The sequence below is a fragment of the Aeromonas sp. s7(2024) genome (genome assembly GCF_040907825.1).
Lineage (GTDB): Bacteria > Pseudomonadota > Gammaproteobacteria > Enterobacterales > Aeromonadaceae > Aeromonas > Aeromonas veronii.
On the sequence record NZ_JBFOCM010000023.1, the window covers coordinates 198,613 to 222,811 of the forward strand.

At 60.3% G+C, this 24,199-nt stretch carries 15 protein-coding genes; 3 read left to right on the top strand and 12 right to left on the bottom strand.

Annotated features, from left to right (window positions below):
• Positions 1–339: 339 nt before the first annotated feature.
• Positions 340–1,629 carry a sensor domain-containing diguanylate cyclase gene (locus AB5Y73_RS10630; RefSeq protein ID WP_107683025.1) on the top strand — a complete coding sequence of 430 codons (1,290 nt, stop codon included), beginning with the start codon at positions 340–342 and terminating at the stop codon, positions 1,627–1,629.
• An 87-nt stretch (positions 1,630–1,716) separates the two neighbouring features.
• Here AB5Y73_RS10630 and AB5Y73_RS10635 read toward each other — a convergent pair whose 3' ends face one another.
• Positions 1,717–3,339, bottom strand: coding sequence for an acyl-CoA synthetase (locus AB5Y73_RS10635; protein WP_107683026.1), 1,623 nt, complete (start codon positions 3,337–3,339; stop codon positions 1,717–1,719).
• Between the two features lie 666 nt (positions 3,340–4,005).
• Here AB5Y73_RS10635 and AB5Y73_RS10640 point away from each other — a divergent pair.
• A complete protein-coding gene (locus tag AB5Y73_RS10640) occupies positions 4,006–5,532 on the top strand; it encodes a YfcC family protein (RefSeq protein WP_107683027.1) in 1,527 nt (508 codons plus the stop codon).
• A 62-nt stretch (positions 5,533–5,594) separates the two neighbouring features.
• On the opposite strand, the gene AB5Y73_RS10645 is transcribed toward AB5Y73_RS10640, so the two are convergent.
• The gene (locus AB5Y73_RS10645) at positions 5,595–5,783 is read right to left on the bottom strand and encodes a hypothetical protein (protein ID WP_279499631.1); all 189 of its coding nucleotides are present in this window, start codon (positions 5,781–5,783) and stop codon (positions 5,595–5,597) included.
• Between the two features lie 503 nt (positions 5,784–6,286).
• On the opposite strand from AB5Y73_RS10645, the gene AB5Y73_RS10650 reads away from it, so the two are divergent.
• A complete protein-coding gene (locus AB5Y73_RS10650; protein ID WP_107683139.1) occupies positions 6,287–6,826 on the top strand; it encodes a glycine zipper 2TM domain-containing protein in 540 nt (179 codons plus the stop codon).
• Positions 6,827–6,943: 117 nt separating this feature from the next.
• Here the strand turns inward: AB5Y73_RS10650 and xdhC are convergent, their stop codons facing one another.
• The 10 genes from xdhC to ygfK form a co-directional block, all read right to left on the bottom strand.
• On the bottom strand, positions 6,944–7,429 hold the full coding sequence (xdhC, locus tag AB5Y73_RS10655) for a xanthine dehydrogenase iron sulfur-binding subunit XdhC (RefSeq protein ID WP_042080820.1): 486 nt from the start codon (positions 7,427–7,429) through the stop codon (positions 6,944–6,946).
• Complete coding sequence (xdhB, locus tag AB5Y73_RS10660; RefSeq protein WP_107683029.1) at positions 7,426–8,304, bottom strand: xanthine dehydrogenase FAD-binding subunit XdhB; 879 nt, start codon at positions 8,302–8,304, stop codon at positions 7,426–7,428. The genes xdhC and xdhB overlap by 4 nt, the downstream gene beginning before the upstream one ends.
• Positions 8,297–10,615: a xanthine dehydrogenase molybdenum-binding subunit XdhA gene (xdhA, locus tag AB5Y73_RS10665; protein ID WP_107683030.1), complete on the bottom strand. Its 2,319-nt coding sequence runs from the start codon at positions 10,613–10,615 to the stop codon at positions 8,297–8,299. The genes xdhB and xdhA overlap by 8 nt, the downstream gene beginning before the upstream one ends.
• Before the next feature lie 376 nt (positions 10,616–10,991).
• Entirely contained in the window at positions 10,992–12,293 is a 1,302-nt protein-coding gene (locus AB5Y73_RS10670) for an NCS2 family permease (RefSeq protein ID WP_180343373.1), read from the bottom strand.
• Positions 12,294–12,692: 399 nt separating this feature from the next.
• Positions 12,693–14,009: a guanine deaminase gene (gene guaD / locus AB5Y73_RS10675; protein WP_118853873.1), complete on the bottom strand. Its 1,317-nt coding sequence runs from the start codon at positions 14,007–14,009 to the stop codon at positions 12,693–12,695.
• Between the two features lie 52 nt (positions 14,010–14,061).
• Positions 14,062–15,585 (bottom strand): nucleobase:cation symporter-2 family protein, encoded by a 1,524-nt coding sequence (locus AB5Y73_RS10680; protein ID WP_181497331.1) that lies wholly within the window; start codon positions 15,583–15,585, stop codon positions 14,062–14,064.
• 95 nt (positions 15,586–15,680) lie between these two features.
• Complete coding sequence (locus AB5Y73_RS10685) at positions 15,681–18,578, bottom strand: molybdopterin-dependent oxidoreductase Mo/Fe-S-binding subunit (RefSeq protein WP_220128896.1); 2,898 nt, start codon at positions 18,576–18,578, stop codon at positions 15,681–15,683.
• A complete protein-coding gene (gene ygfM, locus AB5Y73_RS10690; RefSeq protein ID WP_107683033.1) occupies positions 18,575–19,351 on the bottom strand; it encodes a molybdopterin-dependent oxidoreductase FAD-binding subunit in 777 nt (258 codons plus the stop codon). Before ygfM ends, AB5Y73_RS10685 begins: the two co-directional genes overlap by 4 nt.
• Before the next feature lie 80 nt (positions 19,352–19,431).
• Positions 19,432–20,760: a putative aminohydrolase SsnA gene (ssnA, locus tag AB5Y73_RS10695; protein ID WP_107683034.1), complete on the bottom strand. Its 1,329-nt coding sequence runs from the start codon at positions 20,758–20,760 to the stop codon at positions 19,432–19,434.
• 30 nt (positions 20,761–20,790) lie between these two features.
• On the bottom strand, positions 20,791–23,901 hold the full coding sequence (ygfK, locus tag AB5Y73_RS10700) for a putative selenate reductase subunit YgfK (RefSeq protein ID WP_107683035.1): 3,111 nt from the start codon (positions 23,899–23,901) through the stop codon (positions 20,791–20,793).
• Positions 23,902–24,199 lie beyond the last annotated feature (298 nt).

The following is a 24,199-nucleotide window of genomic DNA, read 5'->3' on the forward strand; positions in this document are numbered from 1 at the left end:
TTGCTGAGGATGATATCAGGGGCACAGTAAAAATAGTTTGATTAAAGACCTGTTTGTTGCCCTTTCTGCCACTCGGGCTGGCGTATTTGACTGCCGGTTAATTTCTCCGCTGCTGGCTCACGAAGCCGGGCCGATATAGGGGGACGGTTATCTAAATAGCCACGGACTCAGCTGATTTCCTTTGACCACGCCAACGATGACAACCGTGTGACATGGCGCAGAACCTGCAGAAATAAACGCGAAATCTGGCTTGTTCGGTGCTTAATTTAAAGAAGATGATGCACGTTGGTTATCTCTGTTCAACCAACCCATCGCAGCGACCCAAGGATGGCTAGCCCCATGAAGGAAGAACCCTTCTCGACCCGATTGCAGCATGAGCTGGATCACCTCAAAGCCATCTTCAACGAGACGGACGCCTACATGTTCACCAAGGATCTGGCGGGCCGTTACACCTATGCCAATCAGGCGGTGCTGGATCTCTTTGGCTGCACCCTCGCCGAGTTGCAGGGACAGGATGATCGGGCTTTTTTTGATCTCGAATTCTCGGATGCGATTCAGCGCAACGATCAACTGGTACTGGAGCAGCAGCTTGCCCTCGCCCAGGAGGAGGTCAACTACCTCAAAACCACCGGGGAAAAGCGCTACTACTGGACTGTCAAAAAGCCCATGTATGACAGGGATGGCAACCTGATCGGCCTGTGCGGCATCTCCACCGATATCACCGAACACAAGCTGATTGAGGCCCGCATGGCGGAGCAGCATCAGCTGCTGGAGCTCATCCTCGCCAATGTGGATGCCCATATCTATATGAAAGACAGCCTGCACCGCTTTCTCTACGTCAACCAAAAGGTCGCCGATCTGCTGGGCCTTCCTGCCGAGCAGATCATCAACCGGCGCGATGACGAGGTGATCCCGGCTGCCAGCGCCTGCCAGCTGTGGCGGTTGGACAACCGGGTATTCGAAACCGGCGAGCTGCAAGCCGGGGAAGAGATGTTGACCGATCCCGAGGGAAATCAGCACTACTACTGGTCGGTCAAGGTGCCCTTTCTGTTGGGGGATGGCACTCCCACCCTGATCGGTATCTCCTCCGACATTACCGAACTGCACCAGCTCAAGGAGCAGCTGCACCAGCAGTCGGTGCGCGATGGCCTCACCGGTCTCTACAACCGCCGTTTCTTTTTCGAGTTGTGCGAGAAGAACCTCAGTCTGGACATGCGCCACCACCTCACCTCGGTGCTGATGGTGCTGGATGTGGATCAGTTCAAGTGCATCAACGATCGCTTCGGGCATCCCCTTGGGGATAGCGCGCTGATGCATCTGGGCAGGGTGATGCAATCGGTGCTGCGCAGCGAAGATGTGCTGGCTCGTATCGGTGGCGACGAGTTCGCCATTTTACTGCCCAACACTACCCTCCAGGCCGCCGCATCACTGGCCGAACGGCTGCGCCTGCAGGTGATGCAAAGCCCGCTGCCCCTGCCCGATGGGGATAAGCTGGTCATCACCATCAGCGCCGGACTGGTGGAAAATGGCGAGGGGGAGCAGATGGAGAGCCTCTACGCCCGCGCCGATCAGATGCTCTATCAGGCCAAACAGAGCGGCCGCAACTGCGTCGCCTGCAAGGCTCCCTAGCCACACAATGGGAGGGCCAGCAGCCCTCCATGCTCCCTCGTTTCTCGCTTCTATGAAAGTCTGTGCTGGTTCCTTACGAACAGGCGGCTACCCCAGCTGTTTGCGCAGCACGAATTTTTGCACCTTGCCGGTAGAGGTTTTCGGCAGCGGGGTGAAGATGATGCGTTTGGGGGCCTTGAAGTGGGCCATCTGCTCCCGGCAAAAGGCGATCAACTCCGCCTGGGTAGTCTCTCGCCCCTCTTTCAGTTTCACGAAGGCGCAGGGTACCTCCCCCCACTTCTCATCAGGCATGGCGATCACCGCCGCTTCGTCCACATCGGGATGGCGATAGAGCACATCCTCCACCTCCAGACTGGAGATGTTCTCCCCGCCGGAGATGATGATGTCCTTGGATCTGTCCTTGATCTCCACATAACCATCCGGGTGCCATACCGCCAGATCGCCACTGCGAAACCACCCCTCCGCCATCGCCTCGGCGCTGGCCGCCGGATTTTTGAGATAGCCTTTCATCACCACATTACCGCGCAGCACTATCTCCCCCATGGTTTTGCCATCCTTGGCAACCGGCTCGCCGCTGACCGGGTTGATAACCCGCATCTCCCCCTGCAGAGGTGACGCAACCCCCTGCCGCGCCTTGAGGCGGGAGAGCGCCGTGGCATCCTGACCTTGCCAGCTTCTTTGCGGTTCGCACAACACGCAGGGGCCATAGGTTTCGGTGAGGCCATAGACGTGGGTCACGGCGATCCCCATCGCTTCCATACCGGCGATCACGGTGGCGGGGGGCGCAGCGCCAGCGGTCATCACCTTGATGGGGTGATCCAGCCCCCGCTTGAGCGCCGGATCGGCATTGTTGAGCATATTGAGCACGATGGGCGCCGCGCAGAAGTGGCTCACCTTGTGCTCGTGCAGCGCCTCATAAATAGCGTCTGCCTGCACATGGCGCAGGCAGACGCTCACCCCGGCGGTGGCCGCCAGCGTCCAGGGGAAACACCAGCCGTTGCAGTGAAACATCGGCAATGTCCAGAGGTAGACGGGATGTTTGGGCAGCTCCCAGGAGAGTACGTTGTTGATGGCGTTGAGGTGAGCGCCGCGATGGTGATAGACCACCCCCTTGGGATTGCCGGTAGTGCCGGAGGTGTAGTTAAGGGAAATGGCCTGCCACTCATCCTCTGGCAACCAGCCGGGTTCATCGCCGTTACCAGTGGAAATAAAGGTCTCATAGTCGAGGTCACTGACAAGCGCCCCTTCCCGGTAGAGGGGATCGTCGATAGCGATGACCAGAGGTTGGCTCTTCAGCAGATCCAGCGCCTTGCGCACCACGGTACCAAACTCCCTGTCCACCAGCACCACCTTGCTCTGGGCATGCTGGAAGATAAAAGCCATCGACTCGGCATCGAGGCGGGTATTGATGGTGTTGAGCACAGCGCCGCTCATGGGCACGCCAAAGTGAGCTTCAAACATCGCCGGGATATTGGGCGCAACGATGGAGACGGTATCCCCCTCCCCGATACCGCTAAGCCGCAGGGCCGAAGCCAACTGGCGGCAACGGCGGGCGGTCTCGCCCCAGCTCTGGCGCAGCGAGCCGTGGATCAGCGCCGGATAGTCAGGATAAACCCGCTCCGCCCGCCCCAGAAAGCTGATGGGGGTCAGGGCCTCGAAATTGGCGGCGGTTTTGGCAAGGTCGCGCTCATAGATGTTCTGCACTGTCATCGGATTCCTTCCTCACAGGTGGCACAAAACGGGCAGTTTCGGGATCAATCAGAGATCAGCAAGCGACATGGGCATCCTGCCCGTAACTGGTCTCTTATGGGGATGACAGCCTAACAGTGAGCCTGCGGCGGCAGGTATTAGCAAAACGTCTTAGACAGGGGCAGCCTGCTACCAACAGGGGCCTTCTGTTTTCGTTGCAAAAAATATTTCGTTACTGGAAAGCGTGCCATTTTTTTCACAGGCTGTTTTTGGCGAACAACGAAAAATGACAATAGTGGAATATTATTCCATCAAAGCTGATTTATATGTCATTTCATTCATCTCGGTACACACTATTTTCATGACCTTTATTTAAAGTAAGCCGCGTAAAACGAAAGCTGAAATAGTTATTGCATAATAACTTTTATTTCATATCAGCTGTTAAATCCATGGAAAATAAATTTTGTGAGCCATCCCATAAAGCGAGCATGGCGCCATGTTCATCCAGCCACGCACGGGTTACGGTTACAACTTGAAACAATCTACCGGATGTTCAATATCAGGCCAGATTTCTCGCCAATCACTACGCAATCCACAGTGAGTTTGCGTACCTTAGATGTATGACGCAGAAACCCTATCGACCCGATATTCCGCCGAGCCCAAACCTGCTTTATCAAGGAGCATTTTATGAGTGCCGTGCCGAATACCACACCACGCAGACAATTCCCTACTGCATTTACCATTCTGTTTCTTATTATGTTGCTGGCCATTGCGCTGACCTGGATAATTCCGGCGGGCGCCTATGCCAAGCTCTCTTATAATCCGGCCAGTGAAAGCCTGATGGTCAATAGCCCACAGGGGGAAATAAGCCGACTTCCCGCAACCCAGGATGCCCTGGCAAAACTCAATATCAATATTGCGGTGGAGCAATTTACCAACGGCACCATCCGCAAGCCCATCGCCATTCCCGGCACCTATGCACGGCTGGAGCAAGCGCCCAAGGGGCTCGGTGACGTGGCAGTCAGCATGGTCAAGGGCACCATCGAGGGGGCGGATATCATCGTCTTTATTCTGGTGCTCGGGGGGCTGATCGGCGTCATCAACAAGACAGGCGCATTCAGTGCGGGGCTGGTGGCGCTGTCGCACAAGACCCGGGGCAACGAGTTCCTGTTTGTGGCGCTGGTCTGCTTCGTAATGGCGCTGGGAGGCACCACCTGCGGACTGGAGGAAGAGGCGGTCGCCTTCTACCCCATACTGGTGCCCATCTTTCTGGCGCTCGGCTATGACTCCATCGTCTGCGTGGGAGCCATCTTCCTCGCTGCCTCCATGGGCACCACCTTCTCCACCATCAATCCCTTCTCGGTGGTGATCGCCTCCAATGCCGCCGGCATTCCCTTTACCGAGGGGCTGATCTTTCGCGCCATTGGCTGTCTGGTGGGCACCTTGGTGGTGATCAGTTATCTCTACTGGTACTGCAAGAAGATCAAGGCCAACCCTGCCTTCTCCTACACCTATGAGGACAGAGAGAGTTTTCGCGCCCGTTTTCTCAAAGAGGGCTCTATGGACGAAGGGGTGCCCTTCACCCTGCGCCGCAAGATCATTCTGACCCTGTTTATCCTCGCCTTCCCGCTGATGGTGTGGGGCGTCTCCATGGCCGGTTGGTGGTTTCCGCAGATGGCGGCCTCCTTCCTGACCATCGCCATCATCATCATTTTTATCTCGGGTCTCAAAGAGAAAGAGGCGGTCGAAGCCTTCACCCAGGGGGCGTCGGAGCTGGTGGCGGTCTCCCTCATCATCGGGCTGGCACGGGGGGTCAATCTGGTGCTGGATCAGGGGATGATCTCGGACACCATTCTGGCCTACGCCTCCGATCTGGTCTCCGGCATGCACGGCGCCGTGTTCGCGGTGGCGCAGATGCTGGTGTTCACCCTGCTGGGGCTGGTGGTGCCCTCCTCCTCGGGGCTCGCAGTGCTCTCCATGCCCATCATGGCGCCGCTGGCAGATACCGTGATGATCCCCCGCTATATCGTGGTGTCGGCCTACAACTGGGGCCAATACGCCATGCTGTTCCTGGCCCCCACCGGACTGGTGCTGGTCACCCTGCAGATGCTCGGCATCCAGTTCAACAAGTGGGTCAAGTTCGTGCTGCCCATGGTGGGCTTTGTGCTGGGATTTGGCGCCCTGATGCTTGTGGCGCAAGTGATGTTGGCCTGATGGGCCTGTGATACATGAGTGACAACACCCCGTGCCTGGCGCGGGGTGTTCTTTTGTCAGCCTTAGTGGCGTACCCGCCCCTGCTGGCGGAAGCAGTAGAGCTTGAGGCTGATGTCGGCGATATCGGCGGTAAGCTCCTCTCCCTGCTCGGCAAGGGGCTGGTAGAAGGATGAGAGCAGACGTTCGGCCTGCTGCACCGTGATGATGTTGGCCTGGATGGCCGGGGTGATCCAGCTGGGTAACATTGACATATCTCCCCCTCGTTGATCCGGTGATCTCGGGTGAACATCTTCATATCAGGTCTTACGCAGTTGTCTGCCGACCCGTTCACCCTTTGCTTCACTCAATCAAAGCAAAATGCTTGCCGTGATCTCTTATCGGCCAACATCCGATGGGGCTGGAGCCATTTATCAACCACTTACGTGGCCATCTCAAAGAACAGCGCGCCCGTTCAAAACCTATCCCTTGACCTGCCACCGCCAACGCCTTGCCACTCTGGCATTCTGCTCACCGCCCGCCTTGCAAATTGCGACTCGAATTGCTCCTTATCACACTGGCAAAGCCCGCCATGTGCCGGAAACTGGTCACTTTTAGTCCGTTGTCGCCAAAGCCAGACACTTTTTCATGGTGGCTGTTTTTTGACCTTGCCAGCGCCTGTCGCAGGCCCATCCCCCTCGCCTTGTCCGGCCAACCGGTTATGACAAGATGGCGCCAGATTGGAACAGCCCGTATGGGTATGCAGGAGAACAACAAGATGAACAGATCCATGATGGCAGGTATCGGTATTGGCATCGCCTCGGCCCTGGCGCTCTCGGCGGCGGCCAGCGGCTCCCTCTTTACACCCCAACCCACCTTTGCCGAGGTGATAGCCAGCAAGCCGATCACCGAGACCATCAAGACCCCCCGCCAGGAGTGTCGCAACGTCACCATGACTCACCGCAAGCCGGTACAGGATGAGCACAAGATCCTCGGCACCGTGGTGGGCGCGGCGCTGGGTGGCGTGGTCGGCCACCAGTTTGGCGGTGGCAGCGGCAAGAAGGTGGCTACTGCCGCCGGGGCGGTCGCGGGAGGTTATGCCGGCAATCAGGTGCAGGGCAATATGCAGGCGGGCGATACCTACACCACCACCGAGCAGCGCTGCAAAACCGTACAGGATACGAGCGTCAACACCATTGGTTATGACGTGACCTATCGCCTCGCCGGTCAGGAGGGGGTGATCCGCATGAAGCAAGCCCCGGGCGCCACCATTCCGGTCAAAGATGGCAAATTGGTGATCGACCAGCCAAAAGTGTGATTTCTCCTGACCCCACTCAGCAGCAGGCCCGCCTCTTTCGAGGCGGGCCTGTGTTTTTGGGCGGCTTGATTTCCTTTTTTCAAATAACGGCACGCACCACTCACGGCACCCGAACTATCACCCTTTGCAGCACTTCTTCACCGCCCGTACCACGTTCTGATAACCGGTACAGCGGCAGAGGTTGCCCGACAGCCCGCGGCGGATCTCCGCATCGGTCAGCGGACGACGTGCGGTCTTGTCGAGCAGGGCGGCACTCGCCATCACGAGGCCCGGGGTACAAAAACCGCACTGTACCGCCCCCTCGTCGATAAAGGCCTGCTGCACGTCGGAGAGCTCATTGCCTTTGCGCTCCCCCTCCACGGTGCGAATGGATTTGCCATCGGCCCAGACCGCCAGATAGAGGCAGCTGTCGATGGCAGTGCCATTCACCCGCACGGTACAGGCGCCGCACTCACCGACACTGCACCCCTCTTTCACACTGATGAGCCCCTGCCCGCGCAGGAAGTGGAGCAGCGACATGGTGGGCGGCACTGCATAGGAGTAAGGCTTGCCGTTGATCTCGCACTGGATCTCCACGGCGGGACAGCTTTGCGGTTGCATCATAGGATCTTGCCTCCGGCACGTTCGACTGCGCAGGCGACCACCCGCAGCGCCAGGGTTTTGATAAGGTGCAGGCGAAACTCTTTCTCCGCCCGCCAGGAGGATCGTGGCGCCACATCGGCCACCACCGCCTCGGCAATGGCGGCCAGTGTGGCGCGAGTCAGGGGTTGCCCTTCGGCCGCCGCTTCCGCGTGAGGGGTGCGCACCGGCGTCGGTGCCGCCACGCCGTAAGCAAGCCGCAAGCGCTTGAAGTGACCATCCTCAATCTGGCAGTAGGCGGCGCAGCCGATGGTGGCGATGTCCATGGCATCGCGCATGGCGTATTTGAAGTAGTGGGAGCCCACCTGGGGGTGAGTATCCGGGGCGAAATGAAACGCCACCAGGATCTCCGCAGGTTGCAGCGCCACCTTGCCAGGGCCGGTATGAAAACCGGCGATGGGGATGCGGCGCGTACCATCGGGGCCAGCGATTTCCAGCTCTGCTTCCAGCGCGACAGTCGGCGCCGCCGAGTCAGCACTGGTGGCGCCGTTGCAAATATTGCCGCCATAGGTGGCGACGTTGCGGATCTGCGGGCCGGCGATGGTGGCGGCCGCTTCGGCCAACATCGGCAGGCGGCGCTGCACCAGCTCGTTTTCGATGAGCTCGGCAAAGGTGGTACCGGAGCCGATGCGGACCGATCCATCAGGCAACTCGCTCACCCCTTTGAGCTCGGGCAAGTCGTGAATATCGACGATATGGCGATAGGCGGCGTTGAGGTGATGCAGCTGGATCATCACATCGGTGCCACCGGCCAGGAGGCGCGCCTCGGGGTCAGCCTGACGCAGGGCGACCGCCTCGGCTACACTGTGCGCCTTGTAGTAACGGGCAATATCAAACATGGTGTTGCTCCTCCCCTGATCCCTCGCCAATCAAACCCGCCGCGACAAACTCCCGGAACAGGGTTTTGGGGGTGATGGGCAGCTCGTTGATGGCCACCCCGGTCGCCATGCGGATGGCGTTACGGATCGCCGGGCCCGGCGAGATGATGGGCGGTTCCCCCAGGGATTTGTGGCCATAGACCGATTGGGGCTCGTAGGTCTGCACGAAGTCGCATTCAAGCTCCGGCAAGTCCAGCATGGTGGGGAACTTGTAGTCGAGCAGGTTGGGGTTGCGCACCACGCCAGTTTTGGCGTCGATGATCATCTCCTCGAACAGGGACCAGCCGATCCCCATCCCCATGCCGCCGTGCACCTGCCCCTCCGCCAGCTGCGGATTGAGGATCTTGCCCGCATCGTGCAGGTTGATGATGCGATTGATGGTCACCTTGCAGAGATCGATATCAACGCTGAGATCGACAAAGGTACAGCCGAAACTGGGCGGGTTGGTGGTGGTCTTGTGGGAGACCTCGGAGGTGATCTGACCGCCGATGGTGAGGTGGTAGTAGGCGTTGACCGACACCTCGGCGACGCTGATCAGCACCTTGTCCGGCGCACCGGCCAGCACCACGTAACCGTCGATCAGGGTCAGGGATCCTACATCCTGATGGCAGAGCTGGGCCGCCAGCGACAAAATGCGGGCCCGCAGTTGCAGCGCCGCCTGATGGATGGCGGGGGCCGCCACATAGCTCTGACGCGAGGCGAACGAGCCAGGATCATAGGCGGTGATGTCGGTATCCTGAGTCGAGATAACCCGGATCTGCTCAAACGGAATGCCCAATGTCTGGGCCGCCATCTGGGCAAAGACAGTGTCCGACCCCTGCCCTATCTCGGTGGCGCCGATCTGCAGATTGACGGTGCCATCCTGATTGAGCAGCATGCGGGCACCGGCGATCTCCACCCCCACCGGATAGGTGTTGGAGCCGTAGCTAAAGCACGCAACCCCAATGCCGCGCCGCACCCGGCTTGCAGGATCCTGCGCCAAGCACTCGGCCTTGAGTCGATCCCACTCGAATATCTCGCGGCCACGCAGCAGGCAGTCGGGCAACCCGGCGCTGTAGATGGTCTTCTGGTTGACCTGGTTGACATCCCCTTCCCGCGCCACGTTGGCGATACGTACATCAAGCGGATCCAGCCCCAGTTCGGCGCAGGCATCGTCCAGCATACACTCGAGGGCAAAAATCGCCTGCGGCGCGCCGTAACCGCGCATGGCACCAGCGGTGGGCAGGTTGCTGTAGAAGGTCTTGGCGTCATAACCGAAGGCGCTGCGCGGATAGAGGTAGCTGATCTTGTTGCCACCGGCGCTGGCGATGGAGTGGCCGTGAGAGGCATAGCCGCCGGTGTTGGAGAGCACGTCGAGCTGATAGCCCTTGAGGATGCCATCGCGGTTGAGGCCCATCTTGCCATCGATGGCAAAGCCGTGGCGGGTGCGGGAGGCAAAAAAGCACTCCTCCCGGCTCAGAGTCACCTTGACCGGCACACCGCCGAGTTTGTAGCTCAAAAACGCCGCCATCGGCTCTTCCAGCACATCCTGCTTGTTGCCAAAACCGCCGCCCATATAGGGTTTGATCACTCGCACGCTAGACCAGGGCAGGCCGAGGGACTTGGCCACCCGGCTACGCACTATCTGGGGGATCTGGGTGCTACTGACCACGATGATGTGGTCCGGTTGATCCATGTAGGCGTAGCAGGTCACCGTCTCCAGATGGCAGTGCTGCACCACCGGCGTCCGGTAGTGCGCCTGAAATTGCAGGTCAGCGGAGGCAATGGCCTGCTCCGGGTCATTGGCGCGAAGCTGGCTTTGGCGCAGCAGATTGCCGCTCGGGTGGATGGGATAGGCACCGTCGGCCAGCGCGCTTTGGGCATCCGTCATCACCGGCAGCGGCTCGTAAGTCACCTTGACCAGCGCGGCAGCCTTCTCGGCCACCAGCGGATCACGGGCTACGACTATGGCGACCCCATCGCCAAAGTGGCGTACATGGTCGGTGAGCAGACGCCGGTCTTTCACATCCCGTTTCGCCTCATCGAGGGACCAGGCGTGACCGGCGGTGCGAAAACAGGTGGTGGGCACATCCTCATGGGTAAACACGGCTTCGACCCCATGCAGGGCCAGTGCCTCGGTCGCATCGATGGCAAGCACCTTGCCGTGGGCAATATTGCTTCGCACGTACTTGGCGTGGCGCATCCCGAGCATGATGTTGTCATCGGTATAGCGGGCGCTGCCGGTCACCTTGGCCTCGGCATCCACCCGCTTGAGCGGTAATCCTATGGACATATGCAAGTCCTTTTTTCGAAGGGAAAAATCTGGAACCGGTATAAAAAACAGCAAGATATGCGCCTGATTCCCGCCATCGTCAGGACAATGGGGAGAAGTGTGAAGGGGATCCCATCTAGCCCGCTTTTGTTGGCTCGCAGCGACAAGCCAAGGGCAGCCCCTGAGCAAACGGGGCACATTTGCGGTGAAAAAAACGGCAGAGCGAGGAGAGCAAGGGTGGGAGCCTATCAATCTGGTAGGAGGATTTATCAAAATGGTATCGCGATGCCCCCCCAACTGCGGAGACAGCCGAGACGTGATAGTCAGCATGAGCGGGCTAAAAATAACAGGCATAAAAATGGGGCCGCCAGAGCGACCCCAAACGGGCGGGTTATCCCTAAATAGCCCACCCTCCAGCATAAAAGAGCACCAGCGCCAGGGCGATGACCACGGTGCCGACGTTGAGCTTGTGCCACTCCTTCGAGCAGATGCGGCCGATCACCAGCGAGCTGAAGCCGAGCATGATACCGGTCACGATGTTGCAGGTGAGCACGATAAAGACGGCGCACACCAACCCGGACATGGCCCCGACAAAGTCATCGAAATCGAGTTTGGTGACGTTGCTCAGCATCAGGAGACCCACATACATCAGGGCCGGTGCGGTGGCATAGGCGGGCACCAGATAAGAGAGCGGCGAGAGGAACAGCATCAGCAGGAACAGGCCGCCAACCACGGTCGCGGTCAGGCCGGTTTTGCCTCCCGCCGCCGTGCCCGCGGCCGATTCGATATAGACGGCAGCGGGGGCCGCCCCCACCAGACTGGAGAAGATGCTGCTGACCGAGTCGGCACTGAGCGCCTTGCCGCTGTTGATGATGTGACCATCCTTATCGAGCAGGTTGGCCTGCCCCGCCACGGCGCGGATGGTACCGGTGGCATCGAATACCGCCGTCATCACCAGCGCCAGCACGCTGGGCAGCACCAGCGGCGAGAGGGCCCCCATGATATCCAGACTGAAGATGAGGGACTTGCCCTGATCGTCCGACAGGCTCGGCAGGGCGAACAGCCCCTGATATTTCACCGCCGGATCGAAAATCAGGCCGAAGATGGAGATGGCGATAATCACCAGCAGGATCCCCCCCGGTACTCTCAGCTTCTCCAGCCCGAAGATCACCGCAAGGCCGATCAGGGACATGATGACCGGCATGGAGGTGAAGGCCCCCAGCGCCACCGGCAGCCCCTCCAGCGGGTTCTTGATCACCAGCCCCACCCCGTTGGCGGCGATAAGCAGCAAGAAGAGACCAATCCCGATGCCGGTGCCGTGGGCAATCCCCATCGGCAGGTTGTCGAGGATCCAGCTACGCACCCCGGTCACCGAGATGGCGGTAAACAGCACCCCCATCAGGAAGACGGCGCCCAACGCCACCGGAATGGGGATCTGCTGCCCCAGCACCAGACTGAATGCAGTAAACGCCGTGAGAGAAATAGCGCAGCCGATGGCCATCGGCAACTTGGCCCAGAGCCCCATCAAGAGCGAACCGAACCCCGCCACCAGACAGGTGGCGACAAACACGGCGCCGGGGGGAAAGCCCGCCTTGCCGAGCATGCTCGGCACCACGATCACCGAGTAGACCATGGCAAGGAAGGTGGTGAGGCCCGCCAGCACCTCCTGTCTGACGTTGCTGCCCCGCTCGCTGATCATAAAGTAGCGATCAAGAGCCGTGAGCGGCTGTTGCTTTGCTGCGCTCTGGCTGGCGTCATCATTGGCCAGCTGTTCCACGCTGTTTGTCCTGCTGTTTGCTTGGGTCATACCCAACTCCTTCACACGCGCCTGAATGTTCCATGACGAAATGGCGACAGGATCTGCGGGTCTGCCTCGCGCCAGTTTGATAAAAAAACAGGCGATGGCGGCAGAGGATGCGACAGACAGACCAGGGCAGGCAGCCTTGACTCAAACGTTTGCCTTGCTGGTCAAAAAAAACCGGGCCATTTCACGTTCTATGCGGGGAGATCCCCTGTGGTGCGGCAAGACTGGCGCCCCTGTGGGGCACGCCAGCCGCCGTATTCGTTGGGGCTGCGCCGCGGCAGCCCACTACAAGCCCTACCCCCGTTCATGCACCAGTTGGCCATCCACATAGGTGCGGTAGATGGATCTGTCATCCCCCAGGGTCAACAGCACAAAGAGCTTGTCCCGCAGGGTGGTGGAGTTGTCATAACGCAGCTGCTGCAGCGGGGTGGCGACCGGGTCGAGCACCACGAAGTCCGCCTCCTTGCCCACCGCAAAGCTGCCGATCTTCTCGTCCAGCCCCAGCGAATGGGCGCCGCCCAGGGTCGCCAGATAGAAGGCCTGATAGGCGGAGAGCCGCTCACCCTGCAACTGCATCACCTTGTAGGCCTCGTTGAGGGTCTGCAGCATGTTGAAGGTGGTACCGGCGCCGATGTCGGTGCCCATCCCCACCTTCACCTGCTTGCGCCACGCCTTGTGCAGCTTGAACAGGCCGCTGCCGAGATAGAGGTTGGAGGTGGGACAAAACGCGATGGTGGAGCCTGTCTCCTTCAAGCAATCCCACTCCTGCTCTTCCAGATGGACGCAGTGGGCAAACACGCAGTTGTGGCCGGTGAGCCCATGCTGGTGATAGACATCGAGATAACCCTTGTGCGCCGGGAAAAGGGATTTGACCCAGGCGATCTCGTCCTTGTTCTCGCACAGATGGGTGTGCAGATAGGTGGTGGGAAACTCTTCGCGCAGCCGCCGCGCCATCTCCAGCTGCTCGGGTGTCGAGGTGGGAGCAAATCGTGGTGTGATGGCATAGAGCAGTCGACCGTTGCCGTGCCAGCGCTCGATAAGCTGCTTGCTCTGCACATAGCTGCTCTCGGCGGTATCGAGCAGATAATCGGGGGCATTGCGATCCATCATCACTTTGCCCGCGATCATCCGCATATTGATGCGGCTGGCCGCCTCGAACAGGGCATCCACTGACTCGGGGTGCACTGTGCCGAACACCAGCGCCGTGGTGGTGCCGTTGCGCAGCAGCTGCTTGATAAAGAAGGTGGACATCTCACGGGCATACTCGAGATCGTTGTAGCGCCGCTCGGCCGGGAAGGTGTGGCGGTTGAGCCACTCCAGCAGCTGCTCGCCATAGGCCCCCACCATTTCACTTTGGGGATAGTGAATGTGGGTATCGACAAAGCCCGGCACTATCATCTTGCCGCGATAATCGCGCACCCGCACTTCGGCCGGAATGCGATCTTTCCCCTCCTCCCACTCACCGAACCAGTCGATGCAACCGTTGCGAATGATCAGCAGACCATCCTCGATAAGACGGGCGTTGGACTCAATCTCCTCGGGCTGATCCACCACCCGGGTGATATCGAAGAAGCTGCCGCGTACCGCTTTGACAGAGTTGTCGTTTTTCATAACCGTTTCCCTGTTTTTCTTGTTCTGTTGACGTTTTTTGCCGGTTTAACCGTCAGATCCGTTCCACTTGTGGCGCCACCGCCTCCCCGGGTACTGGCTCTGGTGAACCCTCACCCTTGCTGGCCGATGGCTGGCCCGCACTGCGGGCGGTAAAGATCACATCCGGCTTGTCGCTCAGCTGGATCACCTCCACCGCCTCGGCATCCCTGACGGCTGCCTTGCGCTTGCGGCTTTGCGGCAGCACCAGATTCATGATGATGGCGGTGATGCCGCCGGCGCAGATGGGGTTCTCCACCAGCATGTAGATACCCGCCGGCAGCACCTTGAAGACGTTCGGGTCATAGGAGACCCCAAGCCCAAGACCCAGCGAGGTGGCGACAATCAGGGTCTCCCGCCGATCGAAACCGTGGCTGATGATGATGCGACCACCGGCGATGGCGATCATGGAGAACATGATGACCATGGCGCCCCCCATCACAGGTGACGGTATGGTGGTAAAGAAGCGCCCTACTACGGGGAAAAGCCCCAGCAGCACCAGGATGACGGCGATAAACTTGCCCACATGGCGTGAGGCCACCCCGGTCATCTGGATGACGCCGTTGTTCTGGGCAAAGGTGGTGAGCGGCAAAGAGCCGAGTGCCGAGGCAATGACCGAGACCAGACCGTCCGCCAGTACGCCGCCGGAGAGCCGTTTTTGAAACTCGGGGCCCTGAATATCCCGGTGGGAGACCATGGCGGTGGCGGTGATGTCCCCCACCGCCTCCAGCACGCTCAACAGATAGATGGTGCCCGCCAACATAAAGGCGTGAAAGTCGAAGGAAAAACCGTACTTGAACGGGATAGGCACCGTAATAAGCGGCAGGTTCTCAAGGGCGGAGAAATCCACCATACCGAGCATCAGGGCCACCGCATAACCCACCATCAGGCCGATGGCAATGCCGCTCATCCGCAGCAGTGGGCTTCGACTGCAGTTGAAGGCGACGATGACGCAGAGCACCAAAAGCCCCAGCCCGATGTGCTCGTATTTGCCAAAGGTGCCGCTGCTCATGGCGTAGAAGCCGCCGCCAAAGTCGATGATCCCTACCTTGATAAGGCTCAGACCAATCATCAACACCACGACCCCGCTCACGGTCGGGGTGATCACCCGCTTGAGGTAGGGCAGCACGAAGGAGGAGCCCATCACCAGAAAGGCACCGACAAAGGAGACCCCGAGCAGGGTCGAGACGATCAGCTCCTCGTGGATGCCATCTTTTTTCATGGCGCCGCCGAGGGCGATCATCACGGTGACGAAGGAGAAGTTGACCGACTGGATGGAGAGCAGCCCAGACCCGATGGGGCCATAACGGTTTACCTGCAGCCAGGTGCCGATACCGGAGGCGATCATCGCCATGGAGACCAGATAGGCGGTGATCTCGGTGGATAGGCCCAGGGCGCCGCCGACGATCAGCGCCGGGGTTACCATGGGGACAAAAATGGCCAGCAGATGGGTCACTGCGCCCATCAGGGTTTGATAAAACGGGGGTTTGTCTTCCAGCTCGTAAATGAGATCCGAGTGCTTGCGTGTTGTTTTAGACATCGTGTTTGTCCCATCACACAGAATGTAGGCGGAGTACTCATTCCGCCGTCAGGCGCTGGGGGCGAGCTGGCGCCCGCCCCTCACCTTTTCTTTTGTTATGCCGACACTTTTTGCTCCAGCTTGCCCAGCTCGCGCAGGATCTGCTCCGGCGTGAAGTGCCACTTGCGCAGCCAGACACCGCAGGCGTCGTGGATGGCGGTGGCGATGGCAGGCGCCGCGCCGTTCACCCCGATCTCCGAGATGGACTTGGCGCCGTAGGGGCCGACCTTGTCGTCACTCGGCACCAGGAAGGCCCGAAAATCGCGCGGAATGTCGCCAATCTTGGGCGCGCCATAGCTCTTCAGATCCCGGGTGAGCGGGATGCCCTTGCTGTCGTAGCAGATCTCTTCGGTCATGGTGTGGCCGATGGCCCGCATGGTCGCCCCGTAGATCTGGCCGAGGGCCAGCTCCGGGTTGATGGGGGTACCGCAGTCGAGCAGGGCGTAGAACTTGTCGAGCCGGATCTCGCCGGTTCTGACGTTGACCGCCACCTCGGCGAAGTTGGCGCCATACGGGAAGGCCAGCTCAGAGGTGATGTAGCTGGCGGTGCCCACCAGAATGCCGAAGCCGGTACCGGTCTCGGCCTTGTGGGCCAGCTTGGCGAGGCTCACCTCCCCCTGCTTGCCGCGCACTATGCCCGGATGAACCAGCTCCACATCCTCCACCGGCTCGCCCAGCATGGAGGCGCCGTGGAACAGGATCTTCGCCTTGAGGTTCTCGGCCGCCATCTTGGCCGCGTTGCCGGAGAAGCAGGTACCGGACGAGGCGTAGGCCCCCTTGTCGAACAGGGCGTGGTCGGTGTCACCGGAGATCACATGCACATCGCTGAGCGGGCAACCGAGCACCTCGGCGGTCAGCTTGGCGACCACGGTATCGAGGCCGGTACCGATATCGGCGCCACCGGAGTGGACGATAAAGGTGCCGTCCGATTCCAGCTTGACCATGCAGTTGGCCTGATCGATATCCGGGATCCCCGATTTTTGCATGATGATGGCGACGCCACGGCCGATGCGCCAATCCCCGTCGGCGGGTTTGGGGCTATCCCAGGCAATCAGTTCGCGACCCTGTTTGAGGATGGGCTCGAGGGCGCAGCTGGCGGCGTGGGGCACAGAAGTGGGCATCTTTCCCTCGCCGATGGCCCCCAGCACCTTGAGGATGTCCCCTTCGTGCACCCGGTTGTGCTCCACCATGTCGAGCTGATCGATCCCCAGTTTCTCGGCCAGCTCGGCAATGGCCATGGTCAGGGCGAAGTTGCCCTTGGGCGCGCCATAACCCTGATAGGCACCGGTCGGGCAGATGTTGCTGTAGTAGGTGTTGACGGTAAAGCGCACGTTGTCGCACGGATAGAGCGGCAGGGAGAGCGCCGGGCCGTTGCTTGGCACCGTCAATGAGTGGTTGCCGTAAGGGCCGGTGTTGGCACGAAAATCCATGTCGATGGCAGTGATGGTGCCATCTTTCTTGGCCCCCACTTTCACCTTCACCTTGGCCACGTGGCGGGAGGTGTTGCTGATGAACTCCTCTTCACGGGTGTAGCGGAAGGTGACGGGACGGCCGGTGACCCTGGTCGCCCAGGCGCACACCTCTTCCAGCAGGATATCCTGCTTGGAGCCAAAGCCGCCCCCTACCCGCTCCTTGATCACATGCACCTGATGCTGCTTCATGCCGACGATGCGCGCCACCTGACGGCGCACGTGCCACGGCACCTGGGTAGATGCGTGAATAACCAGACGATCCCCATCCATGTAGGTGAAGCAGATGTGCGGCTCGGTCGGGCACTGCTGGGCCTGGGTCGATTCGTAGGTGCGCTCGACTATCTCGTCCGCCTCGGCAAAGCCCTTGGCCACATCGCCGATCTGGCCATGGACGCTGGCGGCCAGGTTCTCGTGCGGGCGGGAGCCGATGGGGAAGTTGATGATCATGTGCTCGTCGCCACGGCGCACCGAGCAGGCGTTCTGCTGCTCGAGATCCGCAGGTGCACCGGCCATGTAGACGATGGGCTCGTCGTGCACCAGCGGCGCATTGGGGGCCATCGCCTCATCGATGTTCATGACCGCTGGCAGCACCTGATACTCGACCTCGATGAGCTTGAGTGCAGCCAATGCGATGGCTTCGCTCTCGGCCACCACGGCGGCCACCCGGTCACCTACGTGACGCAGCTTGCGGCCAAACATGCGGCGATCGAGCGGTGACGGCTCGGGCGCGCTCTGGCCACCCGGGGTGTAGTAAATATCCGGGCAATTGAGGTGAGTGATGACGTGCACCACCCCCGGTATGGCTTCGGCGCGGCTCACGTCGAGTTTGGTGATCACCGCATGGGGATGGGGGCTGCGCAGCATCTTGATGACCAGCGCATCCTCGGTGACCCGATCCTCCACGTAGCAGGGCTTGGCCTGCACCATCTTGGCGGCGTCAACCTTGGGACAGCTCTTGCCGATGTGGCGCAGGTCGTCACGAAACTCGGGGGCAATCTGGCACAGATAATCGGGATCCTTCATCCGTGAACTGGCAAGCTCGATGGCCTGATAGAACTGCTGGTAGCCGCCGTCCCGGTGAAAGAGACCCGAGAGCGCGTCATCGATTTGATCACGGGTCGGTTCGGGATGGCGATCAAGCAGGTCGGTGACGATGAGCGCCGCAGCCGGATCGTTGTAGCCGGACTGCACCACGCCCACATCTACCATCGCCTGCTGTACCAGACTGAGCTGGTTCCAGCTGCCCAGCGACTCGGCGGTGCGCACCTCTGCTCCATCCAGTTGTGCGGCGATCAGCAGGGAGGCGTTGATCACCTTGCCGTTGAAGAGAATGGCATCGGAGCCGGCAAAGCCGAAGCCGTCGTCACTGTTGCGCACCGAGTGCATCCGGCACTGGTTGAACAGCACCCGCTGGGCATTGTCACCGGCCTTGCAGATGACAGTGCGCAGGGCACCGTTCAGGGTAAAGTTGAGTTCCATCATGCTTGCACCTCCTGCTGCTGGCAGTCCACCAGCAGATCCGCCACTACCACGCCGGTGATATACCGCTTGTAACTTATGCTGCCCGCCAAATCCTCACGGGGCGCAATCAGCTCGCTCACGGCGGCCTCCAGCGCGGCATCGTGCAGATCGCGGCGCTCCAGATCCCGCAGGCGCATCGGCTGCGGGGTAACGCCAGCGACGGCTACCCGCCTTTCGCCAATGCTGTCGAGGGCTACCGCGGCGGTCATCACCGCCAAGCCATCGGCATTGCGGCTGATGCGGCGGGTGGCGCAGCGCAGTTCAGGCTCCGGCAGCACAATCCCCAGCACCAGGGCATTGCGCTGACCCGCCAGATAGGCGTCGATGGGTTGCAGCAGGTTGTTCTCCAGCACCACCACTGCTTCAAGCACCAGCAGTACCGGCAACAGCGGGGAGTCTTGCTGCTGGCAGGCAATTTCGCCGCCGAGAGTGGCCTGATTGCGCAGATGGCGGGAGTAGACAAACCCCAGCGCGTCGCACAGGGCGGCCGGGGTACGGGGATCATCTTTCAGGGTCTGCAGGGTGACGGTGGCGCCGATATGGAGCTGGCCGTGCTGCTGCTCAATCTGGTCAAGCCCCAGCCTGTCCAGCGAGATAGCGACCTTTTTGTCGGTGCGAGTCGGAGCGGCGTTAAGCTTGCTGCCGCCTCCCATGTAGACGGCGTCGTTGCCGAAACTGGCCTTGAGTTCCAAAGCCTGACCCAGTTGCTCGGGTCGGAAGAATTGCTCAATCATGTGTCGTCCTTACTCTTGCTGCCCGCCGCCGGGAAAATCCACAGGGCGGGCAATCCGGTCCAAAACTGTGGAAGGTGGCCTTAGGCCAGCTGATCCATCCGTTGCCACAGGCGGCTCGCCACCTTGCTGGCCTGCTGATAAATGGGTTCGACGTCAAAGGCGAACTCGCGATCCTGATAGACCATGCGCCCCTCCACCATCACGCTGTTGACGCTGTTCGATCCCATACCAAAGGCGAGATGGCCACCGAGGTTGCGCGGCGCCAGCGGGGTCGGTGCGGCGTAGTCACAAATGGTGAGGTCGGCCTTGTATCCCGGCTCCAGGCGGCCAAATTTGGCGCCGAAGTTGCGTTCCAGCAGGGTGTTGCCATTCCAGAGGAACCGGGCAAAGCTGTCGGGCCACAGCGCTCCGCCGGCATCCTTGTGTTTGAAGTAGGCGAACTTGAGCTCTTCGAGCATGTCGGAACCGATACCATCGGTACCGAGCGCCAGATTGCGATACTCCGGCAGGTGCATGTTGTAGCCCACATGGTTGTTCATGTTGGAGCGGGCGTTGTGCACCAGGAAGGCATCGCGGCTGTTGAGCAGTTCGATGTCAGCCGGGCTCAGGTAGATGCCGTGGGCGATCAGGGTCTTGCTGTCGATAAGGCCAAACTCGTCCAGCCGGGCGATGGGCTCCTTGCCATAGTGGTGGTGACCGTGAGCCATGTCGTAACGGTCTTCCGCCACATGGATATGCAGCCCGCGACCGGTGACCTGCACCGCTTCGCGCAGCATGGCCAACCCTTCGTCTGGTACGGTGAAGGGGGCGTGGGCGCCGATATGAGCCTCCACCAGATAGGGTTCGCTCCCCTTGGCTTTGGCCGCATCGATCTGTTGGGCGAACAGGATGTTCTCCTCTACCCCGGCCTGCAGTTCGGCGAGGCCGCCGTTGCGATCCGTGGTTTCGAAGCAGGTCATGCCGCGCAGGCCCGCCTCCATAAACCCTTTGCGCAGCACATTCAGGGAGCCCTTGATGAAGTTGGGCGAAGCGTGGTGGTCGATCACCGCGCTGCAGCCGCTCTTGATCGCTTCCAGCGAGCAGATGAGACCGCTGTAGTAGAGGGACTCCTCATCGAGCGCCCGATCGAGCCGCCACCAGAGATTTTTCAGGGTAGAGATAAAATCCGGGCAAGGGGCGATATTGGCCATGATCCCCCGCGACAGGCCGGAGTAGAAGTGGTTGTGGGCACAGACGATGCCCGGCATCACCAGCTTGCCGCCCATCTCCCGATAGTTGGCCTCCGGGTAGAGGGCCCGCAGATTGGGCCCCACCGCTTTGATAAGCGATCCTTCGATGGCGATATCCACCCCTTCCAGCACCCGGGTCGGCTCCAGCTGGACAGCGGTGACGTTCTTCAGAATAAACATGGTTTGCTCCTTCGCTTATTCGTGGTTCGCTCAGGCCTCGACGGCCCCCAGCAGGTAGTGGTGATGAGCATGGACATGGCTGATGATCCGGCACATGTCGCCAAGGGCCACTGGCGCATCCTTGATCCGGCTTTGGGCGTCTATGGTCAGGCGATAGGTCTCGCCATCCTGACGCACCCGCAGCTCACCGCCATCAGCCAGATAGAAACCGGGGTTGCGGCTGTTGTCGAAGTCCTCGGGCAGGCTGAAGATGGTGACCTTGTCCTGATAGGGCTTGCCCTGCCACGGGCAGAACTGGGCGCAGTTGCCACATTCGTTGCAGTAGGCATCCAGGTGCAGGGTCTGGAACTGATCCTTGAAGCCCGGCACCGCAATGGCGACGTTGGCCCGGTTGGGGCAGACATCCACGCACTTGCTGCAGAGGTAGTTGCACTCGAGGCAACGGTGCGCCTCTTGCGCCACGAATGCATCGCGCTCGTTCTTGTCAACCATGGTGACGGCGATGCTCCCCTTGCGGCGGTAGATCTCATCCTTGCCCGACGGCTGGATGGTCACGTCACTCTGCTGGCTGGCGACATGCTCGCGAGAGAGCACCAGATCCGCGGCGCGGCGGGCGCCACCGATGGCACCGACGATGGAGGACGGGCCGCTCTGTACGTCACCGATCAGGAAGACGTTGCGACGGCTGGTTTCGCCGGTCTGGCTGTCCACCTCGGGCCAGCCATCGCTGCCAAGAGGAATGCCCATGGCTTTGAGCACCTCGCAGTCAGGCTGCTCGCCGATGGCGGTGATCAGGGCATCCATCTGCATCACTTCGGTCTGCTCGGTGGGCACCGGACGGCGGCGGCCCTGCTCGTCAGGATCCCCCAGCGCCATCATCCGCACGACAAGCTTGCCATCTTTGTCAAAGCGCTCCGGGTTAGTGAGGAAGCAGAAACGCACCCCATCTTCTACCGCTTCCAGATACTCCTCGCGATAGGCGGGCATCTCTTTTTCGCTGCGACGGTAGATCACGGTGACATCACTCACTCCCGGCACCTTGAGGGCGGCGCGGGCGCAGTCCATGGCGGTGTTACCGGCGCCGATCACCGCCACATGGCGGCCGAGCGGCAGCGGTTTGCCCTGATTGAAGCTGCGCAGGAAGTGGAAGGACTTGTAGACCCGATCATGTCCCCCTTCGAGGCGCATGCCGCCATTCTTGTCGGCACCGATGCCGACGAAGACATAGGTAAAGCCCTGGGCGTGCAGTTTGTCGACGGTGAGCGCCGGATCGCAACCAAACTCGAACTTGACCCCGTGGGCGGCGACAAAGTCGATGTCGTGCTGGATAAGCTCGGCCGGGATGCGGAACTCGGGGATGATGTGTTTGACCACGCCACCGGCATCCGCTTCGCGCTCGAACACGGTGACCGGGTGACCGGCACGGGCCAGGAAGTAACCGGCGGAGAGACCGGCCGGACCGGCGCCAATCACCGCAACCGGGTGCTTGTCACCACTGCCTGCCGGTTTATGCCAGCGAGTCTTGTACCCTTCCCAGCCGCGCTCCAGCGCCACTTTTTTCAGCTCGCGGATATTGAGCGCGCTGTCGTAGTCGAGACGGGTGCAGTTGTACTGGCACTGGTGATCGCAGATATGGCCGGTGATGGCGGGCAAGGCGTTGCGCTGATAAATCAGCTCAAGGGCCGCCACATACTCCCCCTCGCCCATCAGGCGAATGTACTCTGGGATATCCTGATGCACGGCGCAGGCGGTGACGCAGGGCGCCACGTAGCAGTCGGTCAGCGGCAGACCACCGCCCACTTCGATACGATCGTCGGACTTCCACTCCTTCTGGGTGTAATCCATGGTGAGCGCCTTGGCGGCAAGCGCCTCCAGCTTGGCCACATCCACCTGAGTCATGCCCCAGCTGTCAGAGGCATCGATCTCTTTGAGGCACTCGATCTGGCGCAGGTAGCCACCCGGTTTAAGCAGGTCGGTGGCCATGGTGATGGGACGGATACCGGTCTCGAAGATCTCGGCGATGTTGAACTTGCTGGCACCGCCCGAGTAGGAGATGGGCAGCTTGCCATCGAAGGCGCGGGACAGCACGGCCGCCACGTTGATGGAGAGCGGGAACAGCGCCCGGCCGGACATGTACATCTCATCCCCCGGCAGCGCCCCTTTGCGGTTGATGGTGCCAAGGGTATTGGTGAGTTTCACCCCGAAGGTGAGCCCCTTCTCGGCTCCCAGCGCCATCAGACGGGTCAGCATCGCCTTGGCCTGATCCAGCTTGAGGTCGTGATCGAACGACGCTTCGCTCAGACCAATGTAATCAAAGCCACAGGTATCGAGGATCTCGCGCACCCGCGGGTAACCCAGCAGGGTCGGGTTGAGTTTGACGAAGGTGTTGAGCCCCTTCTCTTCCAGCATGTAGCGGCAGATGGCCTCAATCTCGTTGGGCGGGCAGCCGTGCATGGTGGAGAGGGTGACACCGTGCACCAGATTGGCCGGGATGCGATCCACCAGCTGTTGCAGGCGATCGCGCCGCGCCCCCAGTCCCAGCTCGGCGATAAACTGCTCGTCGGCCACGAGGTCACGTACCACCTGCTGGTACTCGGCAAATTTCGGACTTTGGCTTGCATCCATCAGGCTGTGGATGAACTGCTGCATCGGCGGCTGTTTGATGCCATCGAGGTTGTAACCCACGCTCATGTTGAAGATGAAAGACTTGGCATCTCCGTCGAGACGGGGGTCGAACACCTCCTCCAGCAGATAGAGGGCAAACCAGGCTTTAAGATACTCGTCAAACGCCTTGGGCAGGGTGAACTCGGTAGACCACTCGGTGTTGAAGCACTCGTCTTCGGCATCGATGCAGGGCTTTTCCAGTTCGAGACGGTCCAGGATCTGCACCGTCTTGAGCTCGATAAAGCGCCCGCCGGTCAGCCAGGAGGTGACGATGTTCTGGGCCAACTGGGTATGGGGGCCGGCTGCCGGGCCGATGGGGGTCTCGCAGGTTTCACCGAACACCTTGATCTTGCGCTCGTCCTGCTTGCGATAGAATTGCGCGGCGGGAATACCGAAAATGCTCTGACTCTCTTTATATTCCGCAAAAATACGGGTCAGCAGGTTCTTGAACGGAACGGGTCGCATAATATCGCCCATGGCTATCTCCTTGCAGCTGTTCTGCGCATTGGCAGCATGAATAAATGGGGTATCCCGCACGGGTGTTCCCCCTTGGCAAGGAGAAGAGCAACAATCAGGCCACTACAGTTACAAAACTATTTTTTACGGTAAAAGCGTGAGACAGCTCCAATTAATGGAGAGAATTTACGATGCCACCATTATGGGTATTGCGAGTAGTTATCAATCACTCTGAAATTTACTTAATGAGCAGTTCAAAAAGAACTCGCCCTATCAGATCAAGTGCGAGAAATATCACTTTGATACGCCATTTATCTCC

Excerpts from the sequence above, each read along its gene's own strand:
- AB5Y73_RS10685 (WP_220128896.1), bottom strand. The coding sequence starts at position 18,578 with ATGATGGAACTCAACTTTACCCTGAACGGTGCCCTGCGCACTGTCATC.
- AB5Y73_RS10670 (WP_180343373.1), bottom strand. The coding sequence starts at position 12,293 with ATGATCAGCGAGCGGGGCAGCAACGTCAGACAGGAGGTGCTGGCGGGC.
- ssnA (WP_107683034.1), bottom strand. The coding sequence starts at position 20,760 with ATGTTTATTCTGAAGAACGTCACCGCTGTCCAGCTGGAGCCGACCCGG.
- AB5Y73_RS10640 (WP_107683027.1), top strand. The coding sequence starts at position 4,006 with ATGAGTGCCGTGCCGAATACCACACCACGCAGACAATTCCCTACTGCA.
- xdhB (WP_107683029.1), bottom strand. The coding sequence starts at position 8,304 with ATGTTTGATATTGCCCGTTACTACAAGGCGCACAGTGTAGCCGAGGCG.
- xdhC (WP_042080820.1), bottom strand. The coding sequence starts at position 7,429 with ATGATGCAACCGCAAAGCTGTCCCGCCGTGGAGATCCAGTGCGAGATC.
- ygfM (WP_107683033.1), bottom strand. The coding sequence starts at position 19,351 with ATGATTGAGCAATTCTTCCGACCCGAGCAACTGGGTCAGGCTTTGGAA.
- xdhA (WP_107683030.1), bottom strand. The coding sequence starts at position 10,615 with ATGTCCATAGGATTACCGCTCAAGCGGGTGGATGCCGAGGCCAAGGTG.
- AB5Y73_RS10645 (WP_279499631.1), bottom strand. The coding sequence starts at position 5,783 with ATGTCAATGTTACCCAGCTGGATCACCCCGGCCATCCAGGCCAACATC.
- guaD (WP_118853873.1), bottom strand. The coding sequence starts at position 14,009 with ATGAAAAACGACAACTCTGTCAAAGCGGTACGCGGCAGCTTCTTCGAT.
- ygfK (WP_107683035.1), bottom strand. The coding sequence starts at position 23,901 with ATGGGCGATATTATGCGACCCGTTCCGTTCAAGAACCTGCTGACCCGT.
- AB5Y73_RS10635 (WP_107683026.1), bottom strand. The coding sequence starts at position 3,339 with ATGACAGTGCAGAACATCTATGAGCGCGACCTTGCCAAAACCGCCGCC.
- AB5Y73_RS10630 (WP_107683025.1), top strand. The coding sequence starts at position 340 with ATGAAGGAAGAACCCTTCTCGACCCGATTGCAGCATGAGCTGGATCAC.
- AB5Y73_RS10650 (WP_107683139.1), top strand. The coding sequence starts at position 6,287 with ATGAACAGATCCATGATGGCAGGTATCGGTATTGGCATCGCCTCGGCC.
- AB5Y73_RS10680 (WP_181497331.1), bottom strand. The coding sequence starts at position 15,585 with ATGTCTAAAACAACACGCAAGCACTCGGATCTCATTTACGAGCTGGAA.